The following is a 25,081-nucleotide window of genomic DNA, read 5'->3' as shown; positions in this document are numbered from 1 at the left end:
AACCCGCTCCTGAAGTCCGAACAAGCCGTCCCTGTGCGAGCGATGACGCGAGGTCACGATTCATGAGCCCACAAGACCAGTACGGCACAAGGCGTTCACATCCGAGAAGGCCGCGAGCGCGCTCGGCCCGGCTCGTGGCGGCCGCCGGAGCGGCCGCTCTGACGTTCTCGGCGGGCCTCGCGACTCCGCTCAACCCGGCGCCCCAGCGCGCGGAGGCCGCCCAGGGGAAGAAGACGCTCACCGTCGCGGTGGCGCAGAGCGTCGACTCGCTGAGCCCCTTCCTCGCGGTACGTCTGGTCAGCACGAGCATTCTGCGGCTGACGTACGAGTACCTGACCGACTACGACCCCGGGGACGCGCACCCGGTCCCGGGCCTCGCCACCAGCTGGCAGCCGTCCGCCGACAAGCTCACCTGGACGTACACGATCCGCTCCGACGCGAAATGGTCCGACGGACAGAAGGTGACCGCCGAGGACGCCGCCTGGACGTTCAACAAGATGATGACCGACCAGGCGGCCGCCACCGCGAACGGCAGCTTCGTCACCAACTTCCGCAAGGTGACGGCGCCCAGCCCCACCAAGCTGGTCGTCGAACTGAAGAAGCCCCAGGCCACCATGACCGCGCTCGATGTGCCGATCGTGCCCGAGCACATCTGGAAGGACGTCAAGGACTTCTCGAAGTTCAACAACGACAAGTCGTTCCCCGCCGTCGGTGACGGGCCGTTCGTCCTCAGCGACTACAAGGCGGACAGCTACGTCCGGCTCAAGGCCAACAAGAGCTTCTGGCGCGGGGCGCCCGGGTTCGACGAACTGGTCTTCAAGTACTACAAGGACCAGGACGCGGCCGTGGCCGCCCTGCGCAAGGGCGAGGTCTCCTTCGTCGCGGGCGCGCCCGCCCTGACACCGGCTCAGGCGGCCTCCCTCAAGGGCCAGAAGAACATCCGCGTCAACGACGCCCCCGGCCGGCGCTTCTACGCCCTCGCCACCAACCCGGGCGCGCAGGCCAAGAACGGCAAGAAGTTCGGCGACGGCGACCCGTCACTGCTCGACCAGCGGGTGCGCAACGCGCTGTTCCTGGCCGTCGACCGCAAAACCATCATCGACAAGGTGTTCCAGGGGCACGCGGTCGAGGGCCAGGGCTACCTCCCGCCGCGCTTCTCGACGTACTTCTGGAAACCGTCGGCGAGCCAGGAACTCTCCTACGACCCCGCCAAGGCCGCCCAGCTCCTCGACCAGGCCGGCTACAAGAAGAACGCCGACGGCAAACGGGTCGGCAAGGACGGCAGACCGCTCAACTACCGCGTCCTGTGCCACGCCACCGACCCCAACGACAAGGCGGTGGGCCAGTACCTCAAGGAGTGGTGGGCGAAGCTCGGCGTCGGCATGACGCTCGACTGCCTCGACAACGTCACCGACCCCTGGCTCGCGGGCAAGTACGACCTCGCCTTCGACGGCTGGTCCGTCAACCCCGACCCGGACTACGTGCTGTCCATCCACACCTGCGCCGCTCGGCCCGCGACCCCGAAGGACACCGGCGCGACCGACAACTTCATCTGCGACAAGACGTACGACGAGCTGTACGCCAGGCAGCTCGCCGAGTACGACTCCGCCAAACGGGCCGACATCGTCAAGCAGATGGAGTCGCGGCTGTACGACCTGGGGTACATGAACGTCATGGCGTATCCGAACGCCGTCGAGGCCTACCGCACCGACCAGATCAAGTCGATCGAGACGATGCCGAAGGCCGCCGGCAACATCTACGGCCAGGACGGCTACTGGAGCTGGTGGTCGGCGGTCCCGGCCGACTCGGGCAGCTCCTCCGGGAGCAGCTCGACCGGCGTCGTCGTGGGGGTCGCCGCGGGGGTCGTGGTCCTCGCCGGTGCCGGACTGCTCTTCGCGCGGCGCCGCCGCGCCACCGCGGACGACCGCGAGTAGCCCATGCAGCCAACGGCCCCTGACGCGGCGTCCGCCGCGGTCGACAAGGCCGCCGTACCGGCACCCGCCGGTACGGCGGACCGCGGACCACGGGCCCGCTCCACCACCGCGTATCTGCGGTACGGGGCGGGCAAGGCGGGCGGTGCCGCCGTCTCGCTGCTCGCCGTGCTGGTCACCGGGTTCTTCCTGTTCCGGCTGATCCCCGGTGACCCGGTCAAGACGATGACCGGCGGCCGCCCCATCTCGGCGGAGCAACTGGCCGCCTACCGCCGGGAGTTCGGCCTCGACCTGCCCGTGTGGCGCCAGTTCACGGACTACTGCGGCAAGGCGCTCACCGGTGACCTGGGCACCTCGTACCAGTTCCGCACCCCGGTCATCGACAAGATCGGCGAGGCGCTGCCGAACACGCTGCTGCTGACCGGCACGGCCTTCGTGCTCTACACCGCGCTCGGCATGTTCCTCGGCACCCGGGCCGCCTGGCGGCACGGCAAGCTCGGCGACCGGCTCAACACCGGTCTGGCGCTGACCCTTTACTCCGTACCGTCCTTCTGGCTCGGCCTGCTGGTCATCATCGTGTTCGGCGTGGGCCTCGGCCCCGTCCCCGGACTGTTCCCGACCGGCGGCATGGAGTCGGGCGGCAAGGAGGGCTTCGCGTACGTCCTCGACGTCGCCCATCACCTCGTCCTGCCGGTGCTCACCCTGGTCGCCGTCGAGTACGGCCAGACGCTGCTGGTCACCCGCTCGGCGCTGCTCGACGAGATGGGCAGCGACTATCTGACGACCGCCCGCGCCAAGGGCCTGAGGGACGACCTCGTGCGGCGCCGGCACGCCGTGCCGAACGCGCTGCTGCCCACCGTCACCCTGGTCTTCGTCAACCTCGGCCGGACGGTCGCGGGCGTCATCCTGGTCGAGACGGTCTTCTCCTGGCCGGGCCTGGGCGGGCTGTTCTACCAGGCCCTGAGCGTGCCCGACCTGCCCCTGGTGCAGGGGTTGTTCCTCTTCTTCGCCTCGGCGGTGATCGTGATGAACACTCTGGCCGACCTGATTTATCCCCTGCTCGACCCGCGGGTGGGCCGATGACGGCCGACCTGGTGCAGGAGACGCCTCGCCGGCTGGCCTGGCAGCGCCGCCGCCGTTCCGCCGTGCGGTTCTGGCAGCAGTACCGCACGCACCGGGCGGGCCTGGTCGGTCTGGCGGCGCTCGCCCTGTTCGCGCTGGCCGCACTGACGGCGCCGCTGACGGTCGGCTCGGACGTGGCGGGGGTGACCGACGCGCCGGGCAGTCCGCTCCAGCCGCCGAGCGGTGAGTTCCCACTGGGCACCGACCGGTTCGGGCGCGATCTGCTGGGCCTGGTGGTGTGGGGCTCCCGGGTCTCGCTGCTGGTCGGGCTGCTCGCGGCCGTGCTGTCGGTGGTGATCGGCACGGTCGTCGGGATCACCGCCGGGCACTTCCGGGGGCCGTACGCGACGGTGCTGATGCGCATCACCGACTGGTTCCTCGTGATGCCGGCGCTGGTGCTCGCCATCGCGCTGGCCACCGTGATGACCCGCTCCCTGGGCACGGTGATCCTCGCGATCGGCGTCACCTCCTGGCCGACCACGGCCCGCCTGGTGCGCGCCCAGACGCTGGCGGTGGAGTCCCGGCCGTACATCGAACGGGCCAGAGCCCTCGGCGGCGGCCACTGGCACGTGATGACCCGGCACGTCCTGCCCAACGTGATGCCGCTGGTCCTCGCCCAGACGACCCTGATGATCTCCTCCTCCGTCCTCGCCGAGGCGACGCTGGCCTTCCTCGGCCTCGGCGATCCCACGGTCATCTCGTGGGGCGGGCTGCTCCAGGACGCGCGCGAGGCCGGTGCCGTCAGCTCCGGCGACTGGTGGTACCTGGTCCCGCCGGGCATCGCGATCGCGGTGGTCGCGCTGACCTTCACACTGTGCGGGCGCGCGGTGGAGTCCGTCCTCAACCCCAGGCTGGGGGTGGCCCGTTGACACTGCTGGAGGTCCGGGACCTGGAGGTGACCTACGCAGGCGGCGCGGCCGCGGTGCGGGGCGTGGACCTGTCGCTGGCAGCGGGGCAGAAGCTCGGCGTCGCGGGCGAGTCGGGGTGTGGCAAGTCCACGCTGGCGCTCGCGCTGCTCAGGCTGCTGCCGGCCGGGGCCCGGGTGTCCGGCCGGATCCTGCTGAACGGCGAGGACGTCCTGACCATGCGCTGGGGGCAGGTGCGGGCCGTGCGCTGGGCGGGCGCCTCGATCGTCTTCCAGGGGGCGATGCACTCGCTCAACCCGGTGCACCGCGTCGGCGACCAGATCGCCGAGCCGATCCTGCTGCACCGCGGGGCGACGGCGGCCGCGGCCCGGAAGCGGACCGGCGAACTGCTGGAGCAGGTGGGCCTGCCCGCGGCACGTGCGTCGGCGTACCCGCACGAGCTGTCCGGCGGCCAGCGGCAGCGGGTCATGATCGCCATGGCGCTGGCCTGCGACCCGCGGCTGGTCATCGCCGACGAGCCGACCACGGCCCTGGACGTGATGATCCAGGCGCAGATCCTGCGGCTGATCGAACAGCTCGTCGCCGAGCAGGACGTCGGCCTGATCATGATCAGCCACGACCTCGCGGTCCTCGCCGACACCTGCGACCGGCTCGCGGTGATGTACGCGGGCCGGGTCGTCGAGGAGGGCCCCGCCCGGCAGGTCTACGAGGACGCCCGGCACCCGTACGCCAAGGCCCTGTCGGCGGCCTTCCCGCGTATCGGCGACCGGGCCTCCCGGTTCGCCCCGAGCGGCCTGGCCGGAGACCCGCCCGATCCGTCCGCGCTGCCCTCCGGATGCACCTTCCACCCGCGCTGCCCGGTCGCCCTGGACGAGTGCACCGTCGAGGACCAGCCGCTGCGGGACGCGGGGCAGGGGCGGTGGGCGGCCTGTGTGCACGCGGGGGCCGCGGTGCCGCCACCGGCCGGCCCGACGGAGGATGCGAGGAGCAGCACATGACGACGACCGCACCACCACCGCCCCTGCTCAGCGCCCAGGGCCTGCACGTGACCTTTCCCGGGCGGCACGGTGCGCCCGCGGCGCGGGCCGTGGACGGCGTCGAACTCGACATCCGGGCCGGAGAGATCGTGGCGCTGGTCGGCGAGTCGGGCTGCGGCAAGACGACGCTGGCGCGTTCGCTGCTCGGCCTGGTGACGCCGGCCGCGGGCCGGATCACGTTCGCCGGGAAGCCCCTGGAGTACTCGTCCCGGGCGCTGAAGGCGTACCGCAGGCGCGTCCAGCTCGTCCTCCAGGACCCGACCGGCTCACTCAACCCCCGGCACACGGTGTACGACGCCGTGGCCGAGGGCCTGCGCATCCACGGCCGTACGGGGAACGAGCGGGCGGCCGTCGCCGAGGCCCTCGCCCACGCGGGCCTGCGCCCACCGGAGCGCTTCTTCCTGCGCTACCCGCACGAGCTGTCCGGCGGCCAGCGCCAGCGCGTCGTCATCGCGGGCGCGCTGGTCCTCGAACCCGAACTCATCGTCGCGGACGAGCCGGTGGCCTCGCTGGATGCCTCCGTACGCGGCGAGATCCTCGCCCTGCTGCTGCGTCTGCGCACCGAACTGGGCCTGTCCGCCCTGGTGGTCACCCACGACCTGGGCCTGGCCTGGAACATCGCCGACCGGGTGGCGGTCATGTACCTGGGCCGGATCGTGGAGACGGGCGAGGTCGAACAGGTCCTGACGGCCCCTCGCCACCCCTACACCCAGGCACTGTTGTCGGTACTGCCGGAGGCCCAGGGTGATCCGGTGGTGCTGACCGGCGAGCCCCCGGATCCGTCGCGCATTCCGACGGGGTGCCGGTTCCATGCCCGCTGCCAGGTGCTGGCGAGCGGGGAGGCGGAGCGGGCGGGGGTGGCGGACCGCTGCCGCACGGAGGACCTGGAAGTGCTGGACGGGGGTGGCGGGGACCAGGTGGCCTGTCACTGGGCGCGGGCGCCGGGACGGCCAGGCGACTGAGACCGGAACACATCCGGTCGTAGTCGCCAGGTCCCTCCAGGGGCTGCCGAAGGACGAGCCAGGGGAAGGAACCTGGGACCTGGGACCTGATACCTGGGACCTGGGACCTGGGACAGGGACAGGGACAGGGACAGGGACAGGGACAGGGACAGGCTGGGACCAACGCCGGCCGCGGCCGCTCGTCCATTCCTGGTCCGGGCGGTGCCCAGCAGCCGGTCCTGCGGAAAACGCCGGTTCCCGGCACCCTCAGGGGTGCCGGGAACCGGGCGGCCGCAGTCGGAGCGTCAGGCCGCGCCCACGACGTCCTTCTCCTCAGCGAAGTGACAGGCCGACTCGTGGGCCGCCGGAGAATCCGAGCCCTTGAAGCGCTCGGGAATCGCCAGCAGCGGAACCTCCTCGGCGCACTTGTCCTCGGCCTTCCAGCACCGGGTGCGGAAGCGGCACCCGGACGGCGGGTTCGCCGGGGACGGCACGTCACCGGTGAGGATGATCCGCTCGCGGTGCTCGCGGGCCTCCGGGTCCGGCACCGGGACCGCCGACAGCAGCGCCTGCGTGTAGGGGTGCGTCGGGTGCTCGTAGATCTGCTCGTCGGTGCCGATCTCGGCCATCTTGCCGAGGTACATCACACCGACCCGGTCCGAGATGTGCCGGACGATCGACAGGTCGTGCGCGATGAAGATGTAGGAGAGGTTGAACTCGTCCTGCAGTCGCTCCATCAGGTTGATGACCTGCGCCTGGACGGAGACGTCCAGGGCGGAGACCGGCTCGTCGCAGATGATGATCTCGGGGTTGAGGGCCAGTCCGCGCGCGATGCCGATGCGCTGGCGCTGGCCGCCCGAGAACTGGTGCGGGTAGCGGTTGATGTGCTCCGGGTTGAGACCGACGACCTCAAGCAGCTCCTGCACCTTGCGGCGCCGGTCGCTCTTCGGGGCCACCTCGGGGTGGATCTCGAAGGGCTCGCCGACGATGTCACCCACCGTCATCCGCGGGTTCAGCGAGGTGTACGGGTCCTGGAACACCATCTGGATGTTCCGGCGCACCGCCTTCAGGGCGCGGCCGGACAGCTTGGTGATGTCCTGGCCCTTGTAGAACACCTCGCCGGCGGTGGCCCGTTCGAGGTTCATCAGCAGCTTGGCGACGGTGGACTTGCCGCAGCCGGACTCACCGACGATGCCCAGGGTCTCGCCCTGGTAGAGGTCGAAGGAGATACCGTCGACCGCCTTGACCGCGCCGATCTGACGCTTGATCACGATGCCCAGAGTGAGCGGGAAGTGCTTCACCAGATTGCGCACCTGGAGGATCGGTTCCCCGCGCTCCACCGGGGCCTCGATGGCGGCGATGGCAGCTTCCTCGGTGGAGGCCTCGGCCTTGTCCACCGGCGCGGTGTTCGGGGTCTCAGCCGCGTCCCGAGCCGTGGGCTCAGCCATTGAGGGTCTCCTTCCAGAAGTGGCACGCGCTGCCGCGGCCGACCAGTTCCCGGCCCTCGTCACCGGTGAGCTGGGCGAGCTTCGGTGTGTCGGTGCGACACACGTCCTGCGCCTTGGGGCAGCGCGGGTTGAAGGCGCAGCCGTCCGGGATCCGCAGCAGGTTGGGCGGCAGGCCCTTGATCGCGTACAGCTCCTGGCCCTTCTGGTCCAGGCGCGGGATGGAGTCGAGCAGACCCCGGGTGTACGGGTGGGCGGGGCTCTTGTAGAGCTCGCGTACCGGGGCGGTCTCGACGATCCGACCCGCGTACATCACCGCGATCTTGTCCGCGACGTCGGCGACCACGCCGAGGTCGTGGGTGATCAGGATCAGGCCCATGTTGAACTCGTTCTTGAGCTCCGCGAGCAGGTCCATGACCTGGGCCTGGACCGTCACGTCGAGCGCGGTGGTCGGCTCGTCGGCGATGATCAGGTCTGGCTCCAGGGCGAGCGCCATGGCGATCATGATGCGCTGGCGCATACCCCCGGAGAACTGGTGTGGGTAGTCGTTGACCCGCGCCGCCGCGGCCGGGATCTTCACCCGGTCCATCAGCTCGATGGCCTTGGCCTTGGCCTGCTTGCGGGACATGCCCCGGTGCACCCGGAACATCTCGCCGAGTTGGTAGCCGACGGTCAGCACCGGGTTGAGCGAGGAGAGCGCATCCTGGAAGATCATCGCGATCTCGGCACCGCGGAGCTTCCTGCGCTCCTCACCGGACATCTTCAGCATGTCCTGCCCGCGGAAGAGGATCTCCCCCTGCGGGATGCGGGCCGGCGGCATGTCCAGGATGCCCATGATCGCCTGTGCGGTGACCGACTTGCCGGATCCGGACTCGCCGAGCACGGCAAGCGTCTCGCCCGGCCGGACGGTGTAGTTGACGCCGTTGACCGCCTTGGCCACACCCTCCCGGGTGTGGAACTCGACGTGCAGGTTGCGCACTTCCAGCAGGGGCGTCTGGTCTTCGCCGGCGCCGCGGGGGGCGGGGACGGCGTCCTCGATGATGGTCATGAGTTACGCCCTCCTCAGCGCAGCTTGGGGTCGAAGGCGTCGCGGACCACGTCGCCGAGCATGATGAACGCGAGCACTGTCAAGCTCAGCGCGCCGGCCGGGAACAGCAGGGCGTGCGGCGAGGTGAGCCAGCGGTCCTGGGCGTCATTGATCATCAGGCCCCAGGAGATGCTCGGGGACTGCACACCGATGCCCAGGTAGGACAGCGCCGCCTCGGTGGCGATGTAGACACCCAGGTTCATCGTGGAGATGACCACGATCGGGGCGAGCGTGTTGGGCAGGATGTGCCGGAAGGCGATCCGCATCGGGCCCGCGCCGAGCGCCCGGGCGGCGGCGACGTAGTCGTTGTACTTGTTGCCGATGACCTCGCCTCGCATGATGCGGAAGACCTGCGGCCAGCCGAGGACGGACAGCACCAGGGAGACGGTCCAGACGTTGCTGCTGCCGACCATCGACATGACCAGCAGGCCGCCGATGAGGATCGGCAGCGCGTAGAAGACCTCCGAGAAGCGGGAGACCAGCGAGTCGATCCAGCCGCCCGTCAGGCCGGCCAGGATGCCGATGACCCCGCCGAGCACCGTCGTCAGGACGGTGGAGACCACGCCGACGATGATCGAGTTGCGGGTGCCCCACACCGTACGGGTGTAGATGTCGCAGCCCTGGACGTCGTAGCCGAACCAGTGGCCGTGGCCCGGACCGGTCATCGAGTTCGTGAGGTCGCAGAAGCCGTTGCTGAACGGGGAGCGGGCGGTGAACAGGCCGGGCGCGACGGCCAGCACCAGCAGGCACACGATGATAAAGGCCGAGATGAGGAACATCGGCCGCTTGCGCAGGTCGGTCCAGCCGTCCCGCCACAGGCTGGCGACGCGCTCCGGCTTGCCCTCCGGTTGCGGCGCCTTGGCCGTGGGGCCGTCGGCGGGCACGGGCCGTTCGATGATCTGTTCACTCATAGCGGATCCTCGGGTCGAGCACGGCGTAGAGGACGTCTACGACGAGGTTGGCCACCAGGTAGATCAGGATGAGCAGGGTGACCAGACCCACGACGACGGGCCCCTCGCGCAGGGAGACGGACTGGGCCAACTGACCGCCGATGCCGGGGAGGTTGAAGACCCGCTCCGTGATGATCGCGCCACCCATCAGCGAACCGAGGTCCATGCCGAGGAAGGTGACGACGGGGATGAGGGAGTTGCGCAGCGCGTGGACGCCGATGACGCGACGGCGCGGCAGGCCCTTGGCGATGGCGGTGCGGACGTAGTCCGAGCGGACCGACTCGATCATGCTGGTCCGGGTCAGCCGGGCGATGTACGCCATCGACGTGGCCGCCAGCACCAGGCCGGGCAGCACATAGCTGGCGGGCCAGCCGTCCTCGATTCCCGCGACCGGCGTCAGCTTGAACTTGACGCCCAGTTCGAGCTGGAGGACGTTACCGAGCACGAACACCGGGATCGAGATCAGGAACAGCGTGGCGATGAAGACCACGTTGTCCAGGAACTTCCCTCGCTTCAGCGCCGAGAGGATACCGGCCAGGATGCCGATGACCGCCTCGAAGCCGAACGCCGTCAGCGCCAGCTTCAGCGTGATCGGGAAGCGCTGGGCGACGATGTCGCTGATCGACCGGCCGGTGTAGGTGGTGCCCAGATCACCGCGGAAGACGCCGCTGATGTAGTGCCAGTACTGCAGCACCAGCGGGTCGTCCAGGTGGTACCGCGCGCGCAGCACCAAGGCCAGGTGGGGGTCCTGCTTCTCGCCCATCAGGGCCCGGATCGGGTCGCCCGGCAGCAGGAAGACCAGGCAGTAGATGAGGAACGTGACGCCTATCAGTACAGGGATCGCCTGCAGCACACGGCGCACGACGAATCGGCCCATTGGTTCTCCAAGGAATGCTGGCCCGGTCCGGCGCCCTTGGGGAAGGCACTCGCCGGTCGGACCCAACGGCGAAGAGGGTGGGTGGGGAAGCCGTCTTGCTCCGGCGGCTCCCCCTGCCCACCCCGTGGTCCGCTACTTCACGTCGCGGACGCGGTTCTCTGCCTCGCTCAGCCGAGCTTGACGCTCGTCCAGTCGATCTGGTGAGCGATGAGGTTCATCGAGCTGATCTTGTTGCTGAAGCCCGTGTTCAGACGGTAGAAGTACACCGGGATGTACGGCAGGTCCTTGAGCAGGACGTCGTCCGCCGCCTGGTACTTCTTGATGGCGTCGGCCGCCGTGGCACCCTGGTCGCCCTCGGTCAGCAGCTTCTCGAACTGCGGGTTGGTGTAGCCCGCGTAGTTCGAGCCGTTGTTGATGGCGTCCTTGGAGAAGATCGGACGGAGGAAGTCCTCCATGTTCGGGTAGTCCATCTGCCAGCCCATACGGAAGGCACCCTGGTACTTCTTGGCGCCCAGGTCGTTCAGGATGGACTGGAACTGCTCGAACGGCTTGGCCGTCACCTTGACGCCCAGCGCCTTCTGGATCTGGTTGGCCACGGCCTCGACCCAGACCTTGTGGTCGCCGTCCGCGTTGTAGCCGATCTCAAGGGAGTTGCCGGGCAGACCGCCGGCCTCCTTGAAGAGCTGCTTCGCCTTGGTCGGGTTGTAGGTGCAGGACTCGCCGCAGGCGCCCTTGCGGTAACCGTCGATCAGCGGCGAGACGTAGTCATCGGCCGGGGTGCGGGCACCGAGGAACACCTTCGAGGAGATGATGTTCCGGTCGATGGACATGGAGATGGCCTGACGGATCTTCGGGTTCGCGAAGGCCTTGTTGTACTTCAACGGGAAGCCGATGAAACCGACGGCACCCTCGGGGACGTCGATGTTGTGCCCCGGCAGGTCCTTCTTGTACGTGGCCAGACCCGAAGTGGGGATCACCGGCAGGACGTCGAGGTTGCCCGCGACCAGGTCCTTGTAGGCGGTGTCCTGGTTCGAGTAGACCTTGAAGTTGATGCCCTTGACCTTGTACTGGGACGCCTCGGGGAACTTGGCGTACTTGGTCAGGCTGATGCCCTCGTTGTCGACGAAGGACGTCTTCGCCTCGTAGGGGCCGTTACCGATCGGCTTCTTGCCGAAGCCCTTCGGGTCCTTGAAGAACGCCTTCGGCAGCGGCACGAAGCCGGTGAACGACAGCTGGGTCGGGAAGGCCGAGAACGGGTTCGTCAGCGTGACCTGCAGCGTGTCGGCGCTGACCGCCTTCAGACCGGACATCGTGTGGACCTTGACGGTCTTCTTCGCACCCGGGTTGAGGTCGGAGTAGCCCTGGATGTGGCTGAAGAGAGCGTTGGTCTGCTGTGCGTTGGTCTGGTCGGCGCCGTAGTTCCAGGCGTCGACGTAGGACTGCGCGGTGACCTGCTCACCGTTGTGGAACGTGTACCCCGGCTTCAGCTTGATCGTCCAGACCTTGTTGTCCTTCGTGGTGATGGACTGGGCCTCGTCGTTGACGATCTTGTTGCTCGAGTCGATCTTCGTCAGGCCGGTGAACAGGGCGTGGATGACCTGGCCGCCCTCGGTCTCGTACGTGTTCGACGGGACCAGCGTGTTCTGCGGCTGCCCGATCTCCACCGACACGACACCGTCGCTCTTGCCCTTGCCCGAGTTGCCGGTGTCCCCGCCACCGCCACAGGCCGTCGCACCCAGCGCCACAACGGCGGCTATCGCAACCCACTTGGCGCTCTTGGCACCACGCATGGGGCTCCTCCTCATGAGTCCATTGGTTCACCGCATGGAGGGGCACAGGACGCATCACCGTCACCGGTGCCTGAAATGGTCAAGTGCCCCCGCGCTCGTGAGTCGGCGCCGCCAGCAGCGCGTGACCCGTCGTTCCGAGCTCTACGCGCCTAACTATCTGCCATGTGTCATGGCCGAACCACTCTCATAAGGTATCGGTTCGATCACACCTGACGCGTACATCTTCCAAAATCCGGACAAAGGGTTTGCCGAAAGATCCCTGCGAAACGGACTTGTTACACATCTATCGGGCTCGCATGTCCGTATACCGAACGCGACCGGCATGAAAATTCAGTTGCGGAATCGTGGCGCCTGTGCAGGGATGCACGGCCCACCACTTTCAGCCAACGGGCCTGCACCACAGAGCCGTTCGCCGGGCCCCCACAGGTGACGGACAGGGCCCACGCTGGCAGAAGGTTAATGCCGTGCGATCGGCATTGACGGATCCGGGACGAAAACGAGGGTTTTCCCTAACCCTGCCGCTCCGGACCCCCACCTCGGGCCGGGCGCACAACGAAGGCCCGCGCCTCCCGGTGCGGGCCTTCGACTCGCCGTCACTCCGCAGCGAACAGCTCCGCCGGGTCCGGCGCATGCACGGCCCGCCGGTTCGATCCCGGTGAGGTCGATGTTCATGCCGGCCAATTCACGCGGCTCGGGAAGGGCGACGCCCAGCACCTGCTCCAGGGCCCGCGTCAGCAGCGCGGGGTCCTTCTGGAAGATCCGGTGCATCGCCTCATGCAGCGAGCCGACCATCGGCTCTCCTTTCTTTCCGATCTTTTGGGCGTGATCAACGAGCTAGGAGATGGCCAGGTCACACCAGGTGTATTTGCCTCGATCGCCGAACCGGGCCGACGGTTGCCAGCCCCAGTTGTCCGCGCAGGCCATGACCAGCCCGAGCCCCCGCCCCTCCTCCAGGTCCTCCACCTGGTCCAACCGCCGTGGCGGCTCCGGCGGTTCGGGGTCGGTGTCCCAGGCCCCGATCCACACGGCACCCTCCGGGGAGCGGCGGACTCTGAGGGCCGCGGGTCCCTTGGTGTGGCGTACGGCGTTGGCCACCAGCTCCGCCGCAAGGAGTTCGGCCGTGTCCACCAGACCGATCAGACCGTGCATGGTCAGGATCAGGCGCACAGTGCGGCGACAGATGGTGACGGCTCTGAGGTCGTTCTGGATGTAGAGGGTGTAGTCCCAGGTTTCGGGCATGCGCCATCAACTCCGTTCAGGGGCAAGGGATTTCACGCGCGGTGGCATTGCCGCAGCCGTCACGGCAGAACGGAGCGGTGCGCTTCCGCTGCGTGAGCGTCGCGTCACCGACGGTATTTCCTAAACTTAGGATGCCGCAAGCCGTTGTCGTATTCTGAGCCCCGAACGAGGGACAACCACAGGGCAGTTGCGACGGGAGGAACGGTTGCCACCCAAGAGGCACCTCACAGTCCGCAGGGTGCGGCTGGGCACCGAGCTGCGCAGACTGCGCGAGGTGACAGGCATGAAGGCCCGCGAAGCAGCGGAGCTGCTCGGCGTCGACTCTGTGCAGATCAGCCAGATCGAGTCCGCTGTCGCCGGCGTGAGCGCCGAACGCGTACGACGTCTGGTGGCCCACTACGCCTGTACGGACGAGGCGTTGATCGACGCTCTCGTGTCCATGGCGACCGACCGGACCCGTGGCTGGTGGGAGGAGTACCGTGATCAGCTGCCCGCGCCGTTCATGGATCTACCCGAGATGGAGCATCACGCCCGCTTCCGCCGGGACGTGGAGTTCCTGCATGTCCCGGGTCTTCTTCAGACCGCGGACTACGCTCGGTTTCTCTACTCGTACGTGAACCCGGAGTTTCCGCCGAGCGATGTCGAGCGGCGGGTCGAACACCGCATGAAGCGCAGGGTCATCATCGAACGCCCGGACCCGGTCCCGTATGACGCCGTGATCCACGAGGCGGCGCTGCGCATCAGGGTCGACGACCGAACCACAGCACGGGCTCAGCTCGCGCGTGTCCTGGAGATCTCCGAAGCCGATCACGTCACCGTACGCGTCATCCCCTTCGACCTGGACGGCTTCGGCGGGGCCGGAAGTGCGATGGTCTACGCGGGCGGTCCGGTCCCCAAGCTGGACACCGTCGTCCGTGACGGTCCCGGCGGGCCGGTTTACATCGATACCGAAGCCCAGCTCAACCGATATCGAACGCGATTCCGTAGGGTAGAGGCAGTGTCACTGGACCCGGACCGTTCGCGGGACTTCATCCACCGGCTGGCGAAGGAGCTGTGAGCGTGCTGACCCCCCACTCCTGGCAGAAGTCTTCCTTCTCCGGTGGGGACGAGGGCGATGCCTGCGTGGAAGTCGCCCACCTGGACGACCACATAGCCATCCGCGACTCAAAGGCCCCGGCCAGGGCAACCCTCTCCCTCCCCGCCGAAGCCTTCACCCTGTTCGTCGAAGCCCTCAAGTACACAGCCCCCGCAGCAGACTGAGAAGCCTGGGTGCCCCCGAGACAGGGGCACCCAGGCTTCAAATGGCCTGCCGTCAGCCGTGCTTGGCCCTGCTCGCCGCGCGGGCGCGCTCGCGGGCGTCCAGGTTCACCTTGCGGATGCGGACCGCCTCCGGGGTGACCTCCACGCACTCGTCGTCGCGGCAGAACTCCAGCGACTGCTCCAGCGAGAGCTTGCGCGGCGGGACGATCGCCTCGAACGTGTCGGCCGAGGACGACCGCATGTTGGTGAGCTTCTTCTCCTTGGTGATGTTCACGTCCATGTCGTCGGAGCGCGAGTTCTCGCCGACGATCATGCCCTCGTACACCTCGGTGCCGGGGTCGGTGAACAGCACGCCGCGCTCCTGGAGGTTCGTCATCGCGAAGGCGGTGACGGCACCGGCGCGGTCGGCGACCAGCGAGCCGTTGTTACGGGTCTGGAGCTGCCCGAACCAGGGCTCGTGGCCCTCGTGGATGGAGTGGCCGATGCCCGTGCCGCGGGTCTGGGTGAGGAACTCGGTACGGAAGCCGATGAGGCCGCGGGACGGGACCACGAACTCCATGCGGACCCAGCCCGAGCCGTGGTTGGACATGTTGTCCATCCGGCCCTTGCGGACGCCCATGAGCTGGGTGACCGCGCCCATGTGCTCCTCGGGCACGTCGATCGTCATGCGCTCGACCGGCTCGTAGACCTTGCCGTCGACGTCCTTGGTGACGACCTGCGGCTTGCCGATGGTCAGCTCGAAGCCCTCGCGGCGCATCTGCTCGACCAGGATGGCGAGCGCCAGCTCACCACGGCCCTGGACCTCCCAGGCGTCCGGACGCTCGGTGTCGAGCACGCGGAGGGAGACGTTACCGACCAGCTCGCGGTCGAGGCGGTCCTTGACCTGGCGGGCCGTGACCTTGCGGTCCTTGACCGCGGCCTTGTTGTCGGCGCCCTTGCCGGTACCGCCGCGGCCGACCAGCGGCGAGGTGTTCGTACCGATGGTCATCGAGATCGCCGGCTCGTCGACCGTGATCAGCGGCAGCGGGATCGGGTTCTCCGGGTCGGCCAGGGTCTCACCGATCATGATGTCCGAGATACCGGCGACGGCGCAGATGTCACCGGGGCCGGCCACCTCGGCGGGCTTGCGGGTGAGCGCCTCGGTCATCAGCAGCTCGGTGATGCGCACGTTGGACATCGTGCCGTCACGCTTGATCCACGTGACGGTCTGGCCCTTGCGCAGCTCGCCCTGCTCGACGCGGAGCAGCGCGATACGGCCGAGGAAGTTGTCGGCGTCCAGGTTGGTGACGTGCGCCTGGAGCGGGGCGGTCTCGTCGTACTCCGGGGCCGGGACGTGGGACAGGATCGTGGAGAAGAACGGCTCCAGGCTGTCGCTGTCCTGCGGGACCGTGCCGTCCTCCGGCTTGGTCAGCGAGGCGACACCGTCACGCGCGCAGGCGTAGACGATGGGGAACTCGATCTGGTCCTCGTCGGCGTCGAGGTCGAGGAAGAGGTCGTAGGCCTCGTTCACGACCTCGTCGATGCGGGAGTCGGGGCGGTCCGTCTTGTTGATGCACAGGATCACGGGCAGGCGGGCCTGCAGCGCCTTGCGCAGCACGAACCGGGTCTGCGGCAGCGGGCCCTCGGAGGCGTCGACCAGCAGGACCACCGCGTCCACCATCGACAGACCGCGCTCGACCTCGCCACCGAAGTCGGCGTGGCCCGGGGTGTCGATGATGTTGATGGTGATGACGTCGCCGCCATCCTTCGGGTGGTACTTCACGGCCGTGTTCTTGGCCAGGATCGTGATGCCCTTCTCACGCTCCAGGTCGTTCGAGTCCATCATGCGGTCGTCGAGCGACTCGGCGGCGTGCGCGGCGAAGGCACCGGCCTGCTTCAGCATGGCGTCGACGAGGGTCGTCTTGCCGTGGTCGACGTGGGCGACGATGGCGACGTTGCGAATGTCGTGGCGCGTGGCCATGAAGGCGTACTCCCGGAGTGTGAGGAAGGCCGACGCGTACGTCTGTGTTACGCGGACCCTGCCGGGCTGAACACGCCACGGCCTTACCCCATGGTACGGGGCCGCTGCGGCGGCGGCTCGCCGGGCGACGGGGTCAGGCGTTCCGGGTGGCCGGGGAGCCGGGTTCGCAGGAGAGCCGGGCGGCCTGGCGGGCGAGGGCCTCCGAGTGGTGGACGCCTTCCTGGCAGTCGAGGACACCGGTGATGTCGTCCTGCCAGGACCTTGCCTGCCCCTTGGTCGTCGTACCGCCCGGGCAGGTGTAACGGAAGTCACCCGCCACCTCGCGCACCGCGGCGTACTTCACGATCTCCCCGGCCCCCTCGACCGTGGTGCGGTCCCCGTTGAGGGACGGGGCCTTGGCGTGCACGTCGGTGAAGCTCCATGTGTCGCCGCCCGACTCCGCCAGGGTGCGGGCGTCCGACTCGATCTCGCCGGTCTTCTTGCCCAGCGAGAAGAGGACCTCCCCCGGGGAGACGGCCGGACCCGATACCTTCACCGACGCCCGCGGGGTGTACACCCGCCTGAGCGGATCCGACAGCGTGCCGCCGCCATTGCCCAACGCCTGCACCCCGGAGACACCGGTCAGCTTCTCCGTCTTCTTGACGGCGGACCAGGTGAAGGTTCCGTCCGCGCAGGCCTTCGCCACGGCCGGGGCACTGCTCTTGGCGGCCGCTCTGCCGTCGCCGCCCCCACTGCAACCCGTGAGCCCCGCCACCAGCGCCACCCCGGCCAGTCCCGTCGCCCAAGTCCCGCGCGTGCTGCAGCGCATCCGCCGTCCCCGTTCCCCCGCGCACGGACGCCCGGCGCCCGCGGCATGATCAATGGTCGATTCATGCTGCGTGCGCCGGGCGCCTACCACAAGCCTTTTGAGCTATTCCTGAGCCACCGCACCGCTCAGCCGTCCGACGAAGCGCTCGCCGAAGGCTTCGCGCCCTTCTTCAGGAAGCCCATGTCCTGGTAGACCGGGGTCTGGAAGCCGAAGGAACCGGCGTTCACCAGGTTCTTGCTCGCGGCCGTCAGCTGGGGGCGCTGGTACAGCGGGATGGAGCCGGCGGCGGCCCAGATGCGGGAGTCGGCCTTGCGGATCAGGGAGAGGTTCTCGTCGGCGTCCAGGGTCGCGGCCGCCTGGTCGAAGAGGTGGTCGACCTGGTCGGTGCCGACGCGGGTGTAGTTCTGCTCGACGTCGAGGGAGCCGTCGGCGGCCGGGACCGGCTTGACGTAGATGGGCCGGGCGTCGGTGGCCGGGAACGCGGAGGCGGGCCAGGAGTACAGGGCGAGGTCGAACTGCCCGGACGCGATGTGGTCCTTGAAGTAGCTCTCGTCGGAGACCTTCGTGATCCGGGTGCCGATGCCGACCCGCTCCAGCATGCCGCTGATCCGGTCGGCCACCGTCCGCAGCGCCTGCGAGCCGGGTCCCGACGGGAGCACGAAACGCAGGGTGAGCGGCTTGCCGTTCCTGGCCAGCATGCCGGCCGCGGCGCCGGCCGGGGCCGCAGTGCCCTTGGGGGCGTAGGCGCCGGGCGCACCGCCCTGCTCCGGCCGCCGTCCGGCGTGCTGCTTGCCGTCCGCGAGGTGCGTGTCGGCCTGCTCGCCGCCCTTGGCCCTGTCCTGCTTCCTGGTGTGGTCCTTGGGGTCCTTGCGGTGCCCGCTCTTGCTGTCCCCGCCGCTGTCGTCCTCGCCGACGATGTACGTTCCGTCGTTGCCGCCCTCGGACTCGTCGGTCCCCTCGGCCCCGGCGGCCTTCTCCCCCTTCTTCGGCTTTGTCTGCTCCTTGACCGGGCCGCCGCGCACCCACCCGGCGTCCGTGAGCAGCGCCTGCGCCTGAGCGGTGTCCTGGCCGCCGAGCGCGCCGCTGTTGTCCTCGTAGGCGGCCTGCCCGGACAGCGCGAGATGGCTGCCGACGGGCACGGCGGGCAGCCCGAGCGGCTTGAGGACGGCCTCGGCGAGCGCCTTGCGGTCGAGGGCGCGGGCCACGGCCCGGCGGACGCGCTCGTCCGCGAGGGGGCCGTCGGCGCCGTTGAGGGCGAGCTGGGTGTAGACCGGCTCCAGCGACTTGCGGACCTCGAAACCGCTCAGCCCCTCGGCGTCGGCGGGCAGCGTCCTGGCGGCGGCGCGCCTGGCCTCCGGGCCCGGCAGCGCGGCGGAGCCCTTGGCCCCGCCGGCCGGTGCGATGCGCTGGGCGGCGGACGAGTCGATCTCGGCCAGGTCGATCTCCCCGCCTGCGAGCGCGGCGGGCCGCTTGTCGAGGGGTACGGCCATCAGGTCGATCTCGGACAGCTTGGCGGGCCGGCCCCACCAGCGCGGGTTGCGGACCAGGCTGACCTGGTTGTTCTTGTGGTCGACCGCCTTCAACGCGAAGGGCCCGGCGGTGACCTTGAGCGTCCTGCGTGCGCCGTCGTTGAAGGAGTCCGGCGTCCCCATGACGTCCTTGGGGTAGAGCGGCGAGAACAGCGACTGCCAGTCGGCGTACGGCCGCGCGAAGGTGACCTTGACCTCCAGGTCGTTGGCCCCGCGCTCGATCTTCTCGATGCGGTCGTAGCCGGCGTTGCGGGCGGTCCAGTACGCGTTGTCCTTGCCGGACAGGGCGCGCCACTGGGCGGCGAAGTCGGCGGCGCCGATCTCCCGGCCGTCGCTCCAGACGGCCTGCTGGGCGAGCTTGTAGAGCACGACCTGCTTGGGCTCGGTCTGGACGACCTTGGCGGACTCCAGGTAGTCGGAGTCGCGCTGCGGCCGGCCGTTCCGGTCCAGCCGGTACATGGACGGGAGGACGGCCTGCGCGACGCGGTTCGTGGTCGCGTCGGCGTCCGACTGGAACGTGTTCAGGGTCTCCGGTACGTCGTCCACGGCCCAGCGCAGGGTGCCGCCGTCGGCCACCAGGTCACGGTCGGCGGGCGCGATGTCCGGCCCGGCGAGCGGCTTGCCCGCCTTGTCCTCGGATGCGCAGCCGGTGAGCCCGGGCAGCACGAGCACACCCGCGGCGAGGAAGGCGACAGCACGCGCGACAGCGCGGGGCCTGGTCCTCAGTCTCCCGTCGTGGGACATCACTGCTACCTCCGAGGCCGCTCCAGCCGGTGACACGGGTGGGGGTCTGATCACATTTGGCGGTATTTTGGAGTTGATCAGATCTACGGACCCACTGAAGAGGAAAGGGTTCGGCCACCGGGGATGACACGGCGGCAGAGCCGGGCAACCCCACTCGTACGGCCCAATGTGCGCCCCCGGCGCACACAGAGCGCTTGCGGGCGTGCACTGGAGGCGTGCAATCCGCCAATCGCTGCACATCCCTTCCCACAGGCAGGTGTGACGCGCAACACTCGCAGGCGCATGAACGTTGCCACTGGGGCCTGACGGCCCATGGAAGTGAGGTCACGTCATGTCCGTGCAGGACGACCTGACGACAATGCAGCGCTGCCTGGACGACCTGTCCCGGTCCGTTGGCCGCCTGGAGAAGCAGCTGGGCAGTGGCGGGCTGGACATGCGCCGCGTCCGCGCCGACGCCGATCACCTCAAGGAGAGCGTTGCCCTCCTGCGCGAGGCGACGTCGAGTCCGAGCGCACCGCGCAAACCGGAACTCGTCACCATCCCCGACACCCCGTACGACCCCTCGCTGTGGATCGACACGGACGACGAAGGACTCGGCGCCCGCGACCGCCACGCCCCCTGAACCCGACCGGAGTCATGAGTTGGCCACTGGTACGGAACCACATCTGAACAGCGGCGGCGTACGCACCGGTACGCGCGCCGCGATCGACGCCCCGCATCTGCGGACCGACCGCTGGTGGCTGGCTCCGGCCGCCACCGCGGCCGGGTTGCTGGCCTTCATCGTGTACTCGACATGGCGGGCCTTCGCGAACGCGGACTACTACTCGGCGCCGTATGTCTCCCCGTTCTACTCGCCGTGTCTGGCGGAGAACTGCAAGAACATGCCGTCGGGCCCGAACGCCGACCTCTTCGGGAGCTGGTGGGGCATCTCCCCCGCCGTCATCATCCTGATCTTCCCGCTCGGCTTCCGCCTGACCTGCTACTACTACCGCAAGGCCTACTACCGGGGTTTCTGGGCCTCGCCCCCGGCGTGCGCGGTGGCCGAGCCGCACAAGAAGTACACCGGTGAGACCCGCTTCCCGCTGATCCTGCAGAACATCCACCGGTACTTCTTCTACGCGGCGATCCTGGTCGCGGGCGTGCTGACGTACGACACGGTGCTGTCCTTCCGGGACACCCACGAGAACTGGGGCCACATGGGCCTCGGCACCGTCGTCTTCCTGGTCAACATCACGCTGATCTGGGCGTACACGATCTCCTGCCACTCGTGCCGGCACATCGTCGGCGGCAAGCTCAAGCACTTCTCCAAGCATCCCGTGCGCTACAAGGCGTGGCAGTTCGTGGGGAAGCTGAACGCCCGTCACATGCTGCTCGCCTGGGCGTCGCTGGTGAGCGTGGCGCTCGCCGACTTCTACGTCTATCTGCTGGCGTCCGGCGCCTTCGACGATCCGCGATTCTTCTGATGAGGGGTGCCTTCTGATGTCCGTGGTCGACCGCCAGGAGTGGGACGTGGTCGTGGTCGGCGCCGGGGGCGCCGGACTGCGTGCCGCCATCGACGCGCGCGAGCGAGGCGCCCGTACGGCAGTCATCTGCAAGTCGCTGTTCGGCAAGGCGCACACGGTGATGGCCGAGGGCGGCATTGCGGCGGCGATGGCCAATGTCAACGAGCACGACAACTGGCAGGTCCACTTCCGCGACACCATGCGCGGCGGCAAGTTCCTCAACCAGTGGCGGATGGCCGAGCTGCACGCGCAGGAGGCCCCGGACCGGGTGTGGGAGCTGGAGACCTGGGGCGCCCTCTTCGACCGTACGAAGGCGGGGAAGATCTCCCAGCGCAACTTCGGCGGCCACGAGTACCCGCGTCTGGCACACGTCGGCGACCGTACGGGGCTCGAACTCATCCGCACGCTCCAGCAGAAGATCGTCTCCCTCCAGCAGGAGGACTTTCGTGAGACCGGCGACTACGAGTCGCGCCTGAAGGTCTTCCAGGAGTGCACGGTCACCCGGGTACTCAAAGACGGCAGCCGGGTCTCCGGTGTCTTCGCCTACGAGCGTGAGACGGGCCGTTTCTTCGTTCTGGAAGCCCCTGCCGTGGTGATCGCGACCGGCGGCATCGGCAAGTCCTTCAAGGTCACGTCCAACTCGTGGGAGTACACCGGCGACGGGCACGCGCTCGCGCTGCTGGCCGGGGCGCCGCTGCTGAACATGGAGTTCGTGCAGTTCCACCCGACGGGGATGGTCTGGCCGCCGTCGGTGAAGGGCATCCTCGTCACGGAGTCGGTCCGCGGCGACGGCGGGGTGCTCAGGAACTCCGACGGAAAACGCTTCATGTTCGACTACGTCCCCGACGTCTTCAAGGAGAAGTACGCCGAGTCGGAGGAGGAGGGCGACCGCTGGTACGAGGACCCCGACAACAACCGGCGTCCCCCGGAGCTGCTCCCCCGTGACGAGGTCGCCCGCGCGATCAACTCCGAGGTGAAGGCGGGCCGCGGCTCCCCGCACGGCGGGGTCTTCCTGGATGTGTCGACGCGTATGCCCGCCGAGGTCATCCGGCGCCGGCTGCCGTCCATGTACCACCAGTTCAAGGAGCTGGCGGACGTCGACATCACGGCGGAGGCCATGGAAGTCGGGCCGACCTGCCACTACGTGATGGGAGGCATCGCGGTCGAGTCCGACACCGCCGCCGCGCGCGGGGTGCCCGGGCTGTTCGCGGCCGGCGAGGTGGCCGGCGGTATGCACGGCTCCAACCGGCTCGGCGGGAACTCGCTGTCCGACCTGCTGGTGTTCGGACGCCGGGCGGGCTGGCACGCGGCCGAGTACTCGGCGGCCCTGGCCTTCGAACGCCCCGCCGTCGACGACGTCCAGGTCGACACGGCAGCGGCGGAGGCGCTGCGCCCCTTCTCCGCCGAGGGCCCCGCGCCCGGGGCGGAAGACGGCCGCCCGCCGGAGAACCCGTACACCCTGCACCAGGAACTCCAGCAGACCATGAACGACCTCGTCGGCATCATCCGCCGCGAGGGCGAGATGGAGCAGGCCCTGGAGAAGCTGGCGGACCTTCGGGTACGGGCCCGCCGGGCCGGTGTCGAGGGGCACCGGCAGTTCAACCCCGGCTGGCATCTCGCGCTGGACCTGCGGAACATGCTGCTGGTCAGCGAGTGCGTGGCCCGGGCGGCGCTGGAGCGCACCGAGTCGCGCGGCGGCCACACCCGCGAGGACCATCCGACGATGGACCGCACGTGGCGCAACATCAACCTGCTGTGCCGGCTGGTCGACCCCACGGGCGGACTGGCGGCGACCGATCCCGTCCGCGGCCAGATCGACCTCTCCCGCGAGACCACCGAACCCATCCGCCCCGACCTGCTCGCTCTCTTCGAGAAGGAAGAGCTGGTCAAGTACCTCGCCGAAGAGGAGCTGTACGAGTGAGCAGCTACGAGGCCCGCTTCAAGGTCTGGCGGGGCGACGTCAAGGGCGGCGGCCTGGAGGACTTCAAGGTCGAGGTCAACGAGGGCGAGGTGGTCCTGGACATCATCCACCGCCTCCAGTCCACCCAGGCTCCCGATCTGGCGGTCCGCTGGAACTGCAAGGCCGGCAAGTGCGGTTCGTGCTCCGCCGAGATCAACGGGCGGCCGCGGCTGATGTGCATGACGCGGATGTCGGTGTTCACGCCGGAGGAGACGATCACCGTCACACCGCTGCGCGCCTTCCCCGTCGTACGGGATCTGGTGACGGACGTCGGCTTCAACTACACCAAGGCGCGCGAGGTGCCGGCGTTCGTGCCGCCGGAGGGCGTGGGGCCCGGCGAGTACCGGATGATGCAGGAGGACGTGGACCGGTCGCAGGAGTTCCGCAAGTGCATCGAGTGCTTCCTGTGCCAGGACACCTGCCATGTCGTGCGGGACCACGAGGAGAACAAGGCCGCGTTCGCCGGGCCGCGCTTCCTGATGCGGGTGGCGGAGCTGGACATGCACCCGCTGGACGCGGCCGCCGAGAGCGGTCTCGACCGCAAGAAGACCGCCCAGGACGAACACGGCCTCGGCTACTGCAACATCACCAAGTGCTGCACCGAGGTCTGCCCCGAGGGCATCAAGATCACGGACAATGCGCTGATCCCCTTGAAGGAACGGGCGGTCGACCGGAAGTACGACCCGTTGGTGTGGCTGGGATCGAAGATCCGACGCCGGTCCTCGTAGTCCGCGGAGGGGGCGGCCGGGTTCAGCGCACCCAGCCGTCCCGGTACGCCCTCCAGTCCGCCTCCGTCGCCGCGAAGTCGACGTAGAGCGCGACGCCGAAGTTGGTGCGGTCCGCGTCCGTGCGGGACAGGCCCAGGCGGACGCCTCGGACGGCGGCCGGGACGGTCTCCGCATGGGCCCAGTGGCCGAAGCGGTTCTCGTGGTAGAAGGGCAGGCCCATCAGCAGGTCGGTGGAGGGCGGGGTGACCTCCAGGGCGAGCGAGGTCTGCTGGGCGACGTAGCCGCCGTACAGGCTCTCCAGCGGCTGCATGGTGTCGTACGACATCACGGCGATCTGGTCGACCCGGCGCGCGACCTGGCCGAAGAACCGCTGCGACCACCACTTCGGGTGTCCGGCCACCGTGCCCCAGAAGGCGTGGAAGCCGGGGAGCGGGTCGATGTGGTGGGCGGCGACGGACAGCAGGGCGTGGTGCGACCGGGTGACGGAGCGCAGGGAGTCGAGGAGGGTGAGGTAGTCGCGGTCGCCTGAGGGGAGGGGTTCGAGGTCGAAGTGGACCCCCTCGAAGCCGGTCACCAGGATCCGGCGGGTGGAGGCGACGATCGCGGCGCGGGTCGCCGGCCGCTCCAGACGCATCCCCGTCGGGCCCTCGGTCGCGAGTACGTCGCCGAGCCAGGCCTGGACGCGTAGCCGCGGCGCTCGGCTGTGCAGGGTCCTGATGAGCCAACTCGCCTTGGGATACGCGGACCTGGGGAGGGTGCCGTTGTGTTCCAGGGGGCCCGCGTGGACGTACAGGTCACGGATGCCGGTGGTTTTCAGGCGGTCGGCGAGGGCGGTGACGTCGGCGTCGGTCTTCCGGCCGTCGACCCAGGCGTGGCCCAGCCAGACGGCGTCGCGGTTTCTGGTGTACGTGCCCTGCTTGGGGTCGCCGGTGTAGTTCAGGCGGAGAGCGGATTCGGCGGCGAGTAAGGGGACGAGGAAGACCAGGACCAGGGCGAGGGTGAGGCGTCGCCGGCGGCGGCGGCGCGATTGCTGCGGCTGCTGCTTTGGCTCTGGCTTGGGCTTGGGCGCCTCGGCTTTTCCGTTCCCACCCGCACCACCCGTACTGCCTTCGTCGTCGGGTGCGGGTGGCCCCTGTGGGGGGTTCTCACCGTCGGCGGCTGCCGCGGTGTGGGTGGTGGTCCCGGGTGGCTCCCCGGTGCCTGTCACCGGCTCGTCCGTCCCGCTGCGCTGCTGGGGCCCCGTCCGTTCCATCCCTGCTCCCCCCTCATCGAGCCCATTCGATCCCGCCCGGTCGCGCGGCCGCA

General features: G+C 69.0%; 21 protein-coding genes. 11 read left to right on the top strand and 10 right to left on the bottom strand.

The window, feature by feature from the left end; translation table 11 throughout:
• The first annotated feature begins 62 nt into the window (after positions 1–62).
• From LJ657_RS08605 to LJ657_RS08585, 5 genes are read left to right on the top strand one after another with little or no spacing between them, the layout of a single operon-like run.
• On the top strand, positions 63–1,934 hold the full coding sequence (locus LJ657_RS08605) for an ABC transporter substrate-binding protein (RefSeq protein ID WP_232647798.1): 1,872 nt from the start codon (positions 63–65) through the stop codon (positions 1,932–1,934).
• 3 nt (positions 1,935–1,937) lie between these two features.
• Positions 1,938–3,014 carry an ABC transporter permease gene (locus tag LJ657_RS08600; protein ID WP_232647797.1) on the top strand — a complete coding sequence of 359 codons (1,077 nt, stop codon included), beginning with the start codon at positions 1,938–1,940 and terminating at the stop codon, positions 3,012–3,014.
• Positions 3,011–3,922, top strand: a complete 912-nt coding sequence (locus LJ657_RS08595; protein ID WP_232647796.1) for an ABC transporter permease — start codon at positions 3,011–3,013, stop codon at positions 3,920–3,922. Before LJ657_RS08600 ends, LJ657_RS08595 begins: the two co-directional genes overlap by 4 nt.
• The gene (locus LJ657_RS08590) at positions 3,919–4,917 is read left to right on the top strand and encodes an ABC transporter ATP-binding protein (protein WP_232647795.1); all 999 of its coding nucleotides are present in this window, start codon (positions 3,919–3,921) and stop codon (positions 4,915–4,917) included. Before LJ657_RS08595 ends, LJ657_RS08590 begins: the two co-directional genes overlap by 4 nt.
• Positions 4,914–5,918 (top strand): oligopeptide/dipeptide ABC transporter ATP-binding protein, encoded by a 1,005-nt coding sequence (locus tag LJ657_RS08585; protein ID WP_232647794.1) that lies wholly within the window; start codon positions 4,914–4,916, stop codon positions 5,916–5,918. The genes LJ657_RS08590 and LJ657_RS08585 overlap by 4 nt, the downstream gene beginning before the upstream one ends.
• Before the next feature lie 284 nt (positions 5,919–6,202).
• On the opposite strand, the gene LJ657_RS08580 is transcribed toward LJ657_RS08585, so the two are convergent.
• The 6 genes from LJ657_RS08580 to LJ657_RS08555 all read right to left on the bottom strand — a co-directional run bounded on the left by LJ657_RS08580 (position 6,203) and on the right by LJ657_RS08555 (position 13,285).
• A complete protein-coding gene (locus tag LJ657_RS08580; protein ID WP_232647793.1) occupies positions 6,203–7,345 on the bottom strand; it encodes an ABC transporter ATP-binding protein in 1,143 nt (380 codons plus the stop codon).
• A complete protein-coding gene (locus LJ657_RS08575; protein ID WP_232647792.1) occupies positions 7,338–8,390 on the bottom strand; it encodes an ABC transporter ATP-binding protein in 1,053 nt (350 codons plus the stop codon). The genes LJ657_RS08580 and LJ657_RS08575 overlap by 8 nt, the downstream gene beginning before the upstream one ends.
• Before the next feature lie 14 nt (positions 8,391–8,404).
• Entirely contained in the window at positions 8,405–9,340 is a 936-nt protein-coding gene (locus LJ657_RS08570; RefSeq protein ID WP_232647791.1) for an ABC transporter permease, read from the bottom strand.
• Positions 9,333–10,256 carry an ABC transporter permease gene (locus tag LJ657_RS08565; RefSeq protein WP_232647790.1) on the bottom strand — a complete coding sequence of 308 codons (924 nt, stop codon included), beginning with the start codon at positions 10,254–10,256 and terminating at the stop codon, positions 9,333–9,335. The genes LJ657_RS08570 and LJ657_RS08565 overlap by 8 nt, the downstream gene beginning before the upstream one ends.
• Positions 10,257–10,423: 167 nt before the next feature.
• Entirely contained in the window at positions 10,424–12,046 is a 1,623-nt protein-coding gene (locus LJ657_RS08560) for a peptide ABC transporter substrate-binding protein (RefSeq protein WP_232647789.1), read from the bottom strand.
• An 834-nt stretch (positions 12,047–12,880) separates the two neighbouring features.
• Positions 12,881–13,285: an ATP-binding protein gene (locus tag LJ657_RS08555; protein ID WP_232647788.1), complete on the bottom strand. Its 405-nt coding sequence runs from the start codon at positions 13,283–13,285 to the stop codon at positions 12,881–12,883.
• Positions 13,286–13,523: 238 nt separating this feature from the next.
• Here LJ657_RS08555 and LJ657_RS08550 point away from each other — a divergent pair, with 238 nt between their 5' ends.
• Positions 13,524–14,342, top strand: coding sequence for a helix-turn-helix domain-containing protein (locus LJ657_RS08550; protein ID WP_372487832.1), 819 nt, complete (start codon positions 13,524–13,526; stop codon positions 14,340–14,342).
• 2 nt (positions 14,343–14,344) lie between these two features.
• A complete protein-coding gene (locus LJ657_RS08545) occupies positions 14,345–14,545 on the top strand; it encodes a DUF397 domain-containing protein (RefSeq protein WP_232647787.1) in 201 nt (66 codons plus the stop codon).
• Between the two features lie 52 nt (positions 14,546–14,597).
• On the opposite strand, the gene typA is transcribed toward LJ657_RS08545, so the two are convergent.
• The 3 genes from typA to LJ657_RS08530 form a co-directional block, all read right to left on the bottom strand.
• Positions 14,598–16,505 carry a translational GTPase TypA gene (typA, locus tag LJ657_RS08540; RefSeq protein ID WP_232647786.1) on the bottom strand — a complete coding sequence of 636 codons (1,908 nt, stop codon included), beginning with the start codon at positions 16,503–16,505 and terminating at the stop codon, positions 14,598–14,600.
• Between the two features lie 133 nt (positions 16,506–16,638).
• Entirely contained in the window at positions 16,639–17,313 is a 675-nt protein-coding gene (locus tag LJ657_RS08535; RefSeq protein WP_232647785.1) for a hypothetical protein, read from the bottom strand.
• 125 nt (positions 17,314–17,438) lie between these two features.
• Complete coding sequence (locus LJ657_RS08530) at positions 17,439–19,586, bottom strand: ABC transporter family substrate-binding protein (RefSeq protein ID WP_232647784.1); 2,148 nt, start codon at positions 19,584–19,586, stop codon at positions 17,439–17,441.
• A gap of 331 nt (positions 19,587–19,917) precedes the next feature.
• On the opposite strand from LJ657_RS08530, the gene LJ657_RS08525 reads away from it, so the two are divergent.
• Genes LJ657_RS08525 through LJ657_RS08510 form a run of 4 tightly spaced genes read left to right on the top strand, consistent with a single transcriptional unit; the run spans position 19,918 to position 23,776 of the window.
• Positions 19,918–20,208: an Rv0250c family protein gene (locus LJ657_RS08525; protein ID WP_232647783.1), complete on the top strand. Its 291-nt coding sequence runs from the start codon at positions 19,918–19,920 to the stop codon at positions 20,206–20,208.
• Between the two features lie 19 nt (positions 20,209–20,227).
• The gene (gene sdhC, locus LJ657_RS08520) at positions 20,228–21,049 is read left to right on the top strand and encodes a succinate dehydrogenase subunit SdhC (protein WP_232647782.1); all 822 of its coding nucleotides are present in this window, start codon (positions 20,228–20,230) and stop codon (positions 21,047–21,049) included.
• A gap of 16 nt (positions 21,050–21,065) precedes the next feature.
• Positions 21,066–23,009 carry a fumarate reductase/succinate dehydrogenase flavoprotein subunit gene (locus tag LJ657_RS08515; protein WP_232647781.1) on the top strand — a complete coding sequence of 648 codons (1,944 nt, stop codon included), beginning with the start codon at positions 21,066–21,068 and terminating at the stop codon, positions 23,007–23,009.
• Positions 23,006–23,776, top strand: coding sequence for a succinate dehydrogenase/fumarate reductase iron-sulfur subunit (locus tag LJ657_RS08510; protein ID WP_232647780.1), 771 nt, complete (start codon positions 23,006–23,008; stop codon positions 23,774–23,776). The genes LJ657_RS08515 and LJ657_RS08510 overlap by 4 nt, the downstream gene beginning before the upstream one ends.
• A 22-nt stretch (positions 23,777–23,798) precedes the next feature.
• On the opposite strand, the gene LJ657_RS08505 is transcribed toward LJ657_RS08510, so the two are convergent.
• Entirely contained in the window at positions 23,799–25,028 is a 1,230-nt protein-coding gene (locus tag LJ657_RS08505; protein ID WP_232647779.1) for a glycoside hydrolase family 18 protein, read from the bottom strand.
• Positions 25,029–25,081 lie beyond the last annotated feature (53 nt).

It is taken from the genome of Streptomyces guryensis, from assembly GCF_021261325.1.
GTDB lineage: Bacteria > Actinomycetota > Actinomycetes > Streptomycetales > Streptomycetaceae > Streptomyces > Streptomyces guryensis.
Note: the sequence above shows the minus strand (reverse complement) of the source record. Positions and strands in the feature narration are given on the sequence as shown.

What these genes read in the sequence shown, in the direction of transcription:
- LJ657_RS08605 (WP_232647798.1), top strand. Translation starts at nt 63, where the DNA reads ATGAGCCCACAAGACCAGTACGGCACAAGGCGTTCACATCCGAGAAGG.
- LJ657_RS08600 (WP_232647797.1), top strand. Translation starts at nt 1,938, where the DNA reads ATGCAGCCAACGGCCCCTGACGCGGCGTCCGCCGCGGTCGACAAGGCC.
- LJ657_RS08595 (WP_232647796.1), top strand. Translation starts at nt 3,011, where the DNA reads ATGACGGCCGACCTGGTGCAGGAGACGCCTCGCCGGCTGGCCTGGCAG.
- LJ657_RS08585 (WP_232647794.1), top strand. Translation starts at nt 4,914, where the DNA reads ATGACGACGACCGCACCACCACCGCCCCTGCTCAGCGCCCAGGGCCTG.
- LJ657_RS08580 (WP_232647793.1), bottom strand. Translation starts at nt 7,345, where the DNA reads ATGGCTGAGCCCACGGCTCGGGACGCGGCTGAGACCCCGAACACCGCG.
- LJ657_RS08575 (WP_232647792.1), bottom strand. Translation starts at nt 8,390, where the DNA reads ATGACCATCATCGAGGACGCCGTCCCCGCCCCCCGCGGCGCCGGCGAA.
- LJ657_RS08570 (WP_232647791.1), bottom strand. Translation starts at nt 9,340, where the DNA reads ATGAGTGAACAGATCATCGAACGGCCCGTGCCCGCCGACGGCCCCACG.
- LJ657_RS08565 (WP_232647790.1), bottom strand. Translation starts at nt 10,256, where the DNA reads ATGGGCCGATTCGTCGTGCGCCGTGTGCTGCAGGCGATCCCTGTACTG.
- LJ657_RS08560 (WP_232647789.1), bottom strand. Translation starts at nt 12,046, where the DNA reads ATGCGTGGTGCCAAGAGCGCCAAGTGGGTTGCGATAGCCGCCGTTGTG.
- LJ657_RS08555 (WP_232647788.1), bottom strand. Translation starts at nt 13,285, where the DNA reads ATGCCCGAAACCTGGGACTACACCCTCTACATCCAGAACGACCTCAGA.
- typA (WP_232647786.1), bottom strand. Translation starts at nt 16,505, where the DNA reads ATGGCCACGCGCCACGACATTCGCAACGTCGCCATCGTCGCCCACGTC.
- LJ657_RS08535 (WP_232647785.1), bottom strand. Translation starts at nt 17,313, where the DNA reads ATGCGCTGCAGCACGCGCGGGACTTGGGCGACGGGACTGGCCGGGGTG.
- LJ657_RS08530 (WP_232647784.1), bottom strand. Translation starts at nt 19,586, where the DNA reads ATGTCCCACGACGGGAGACTGAGGACCAGGCCCCGCGCTGTCGCGCGT.
- LJ657_RS08525 (WP_232647783.1), top strand. Translation starts at nt 19,918, where the DNA reads ATGTCCGTGCAGGACGACCTGACGACAATGCAGCGCTGCCTGGACGAC.
- LJ657_RS08515 (WP_232647781.1), top strand. Translation starts at nt 21,066, where the DNA reads ATGTCCGTGGTCGACCGCCAGGAGTGGGACGTGGTCGTGGTCGGCGCC.
- LJ657_RS08505 (WP_232647779.1), bottom strand. Translation starts at nt 25,028, where the DNA reads ATGGAACGGACGGGGCCCCAGCAGCGCAGCGGGACGGACGAGCCGGTG.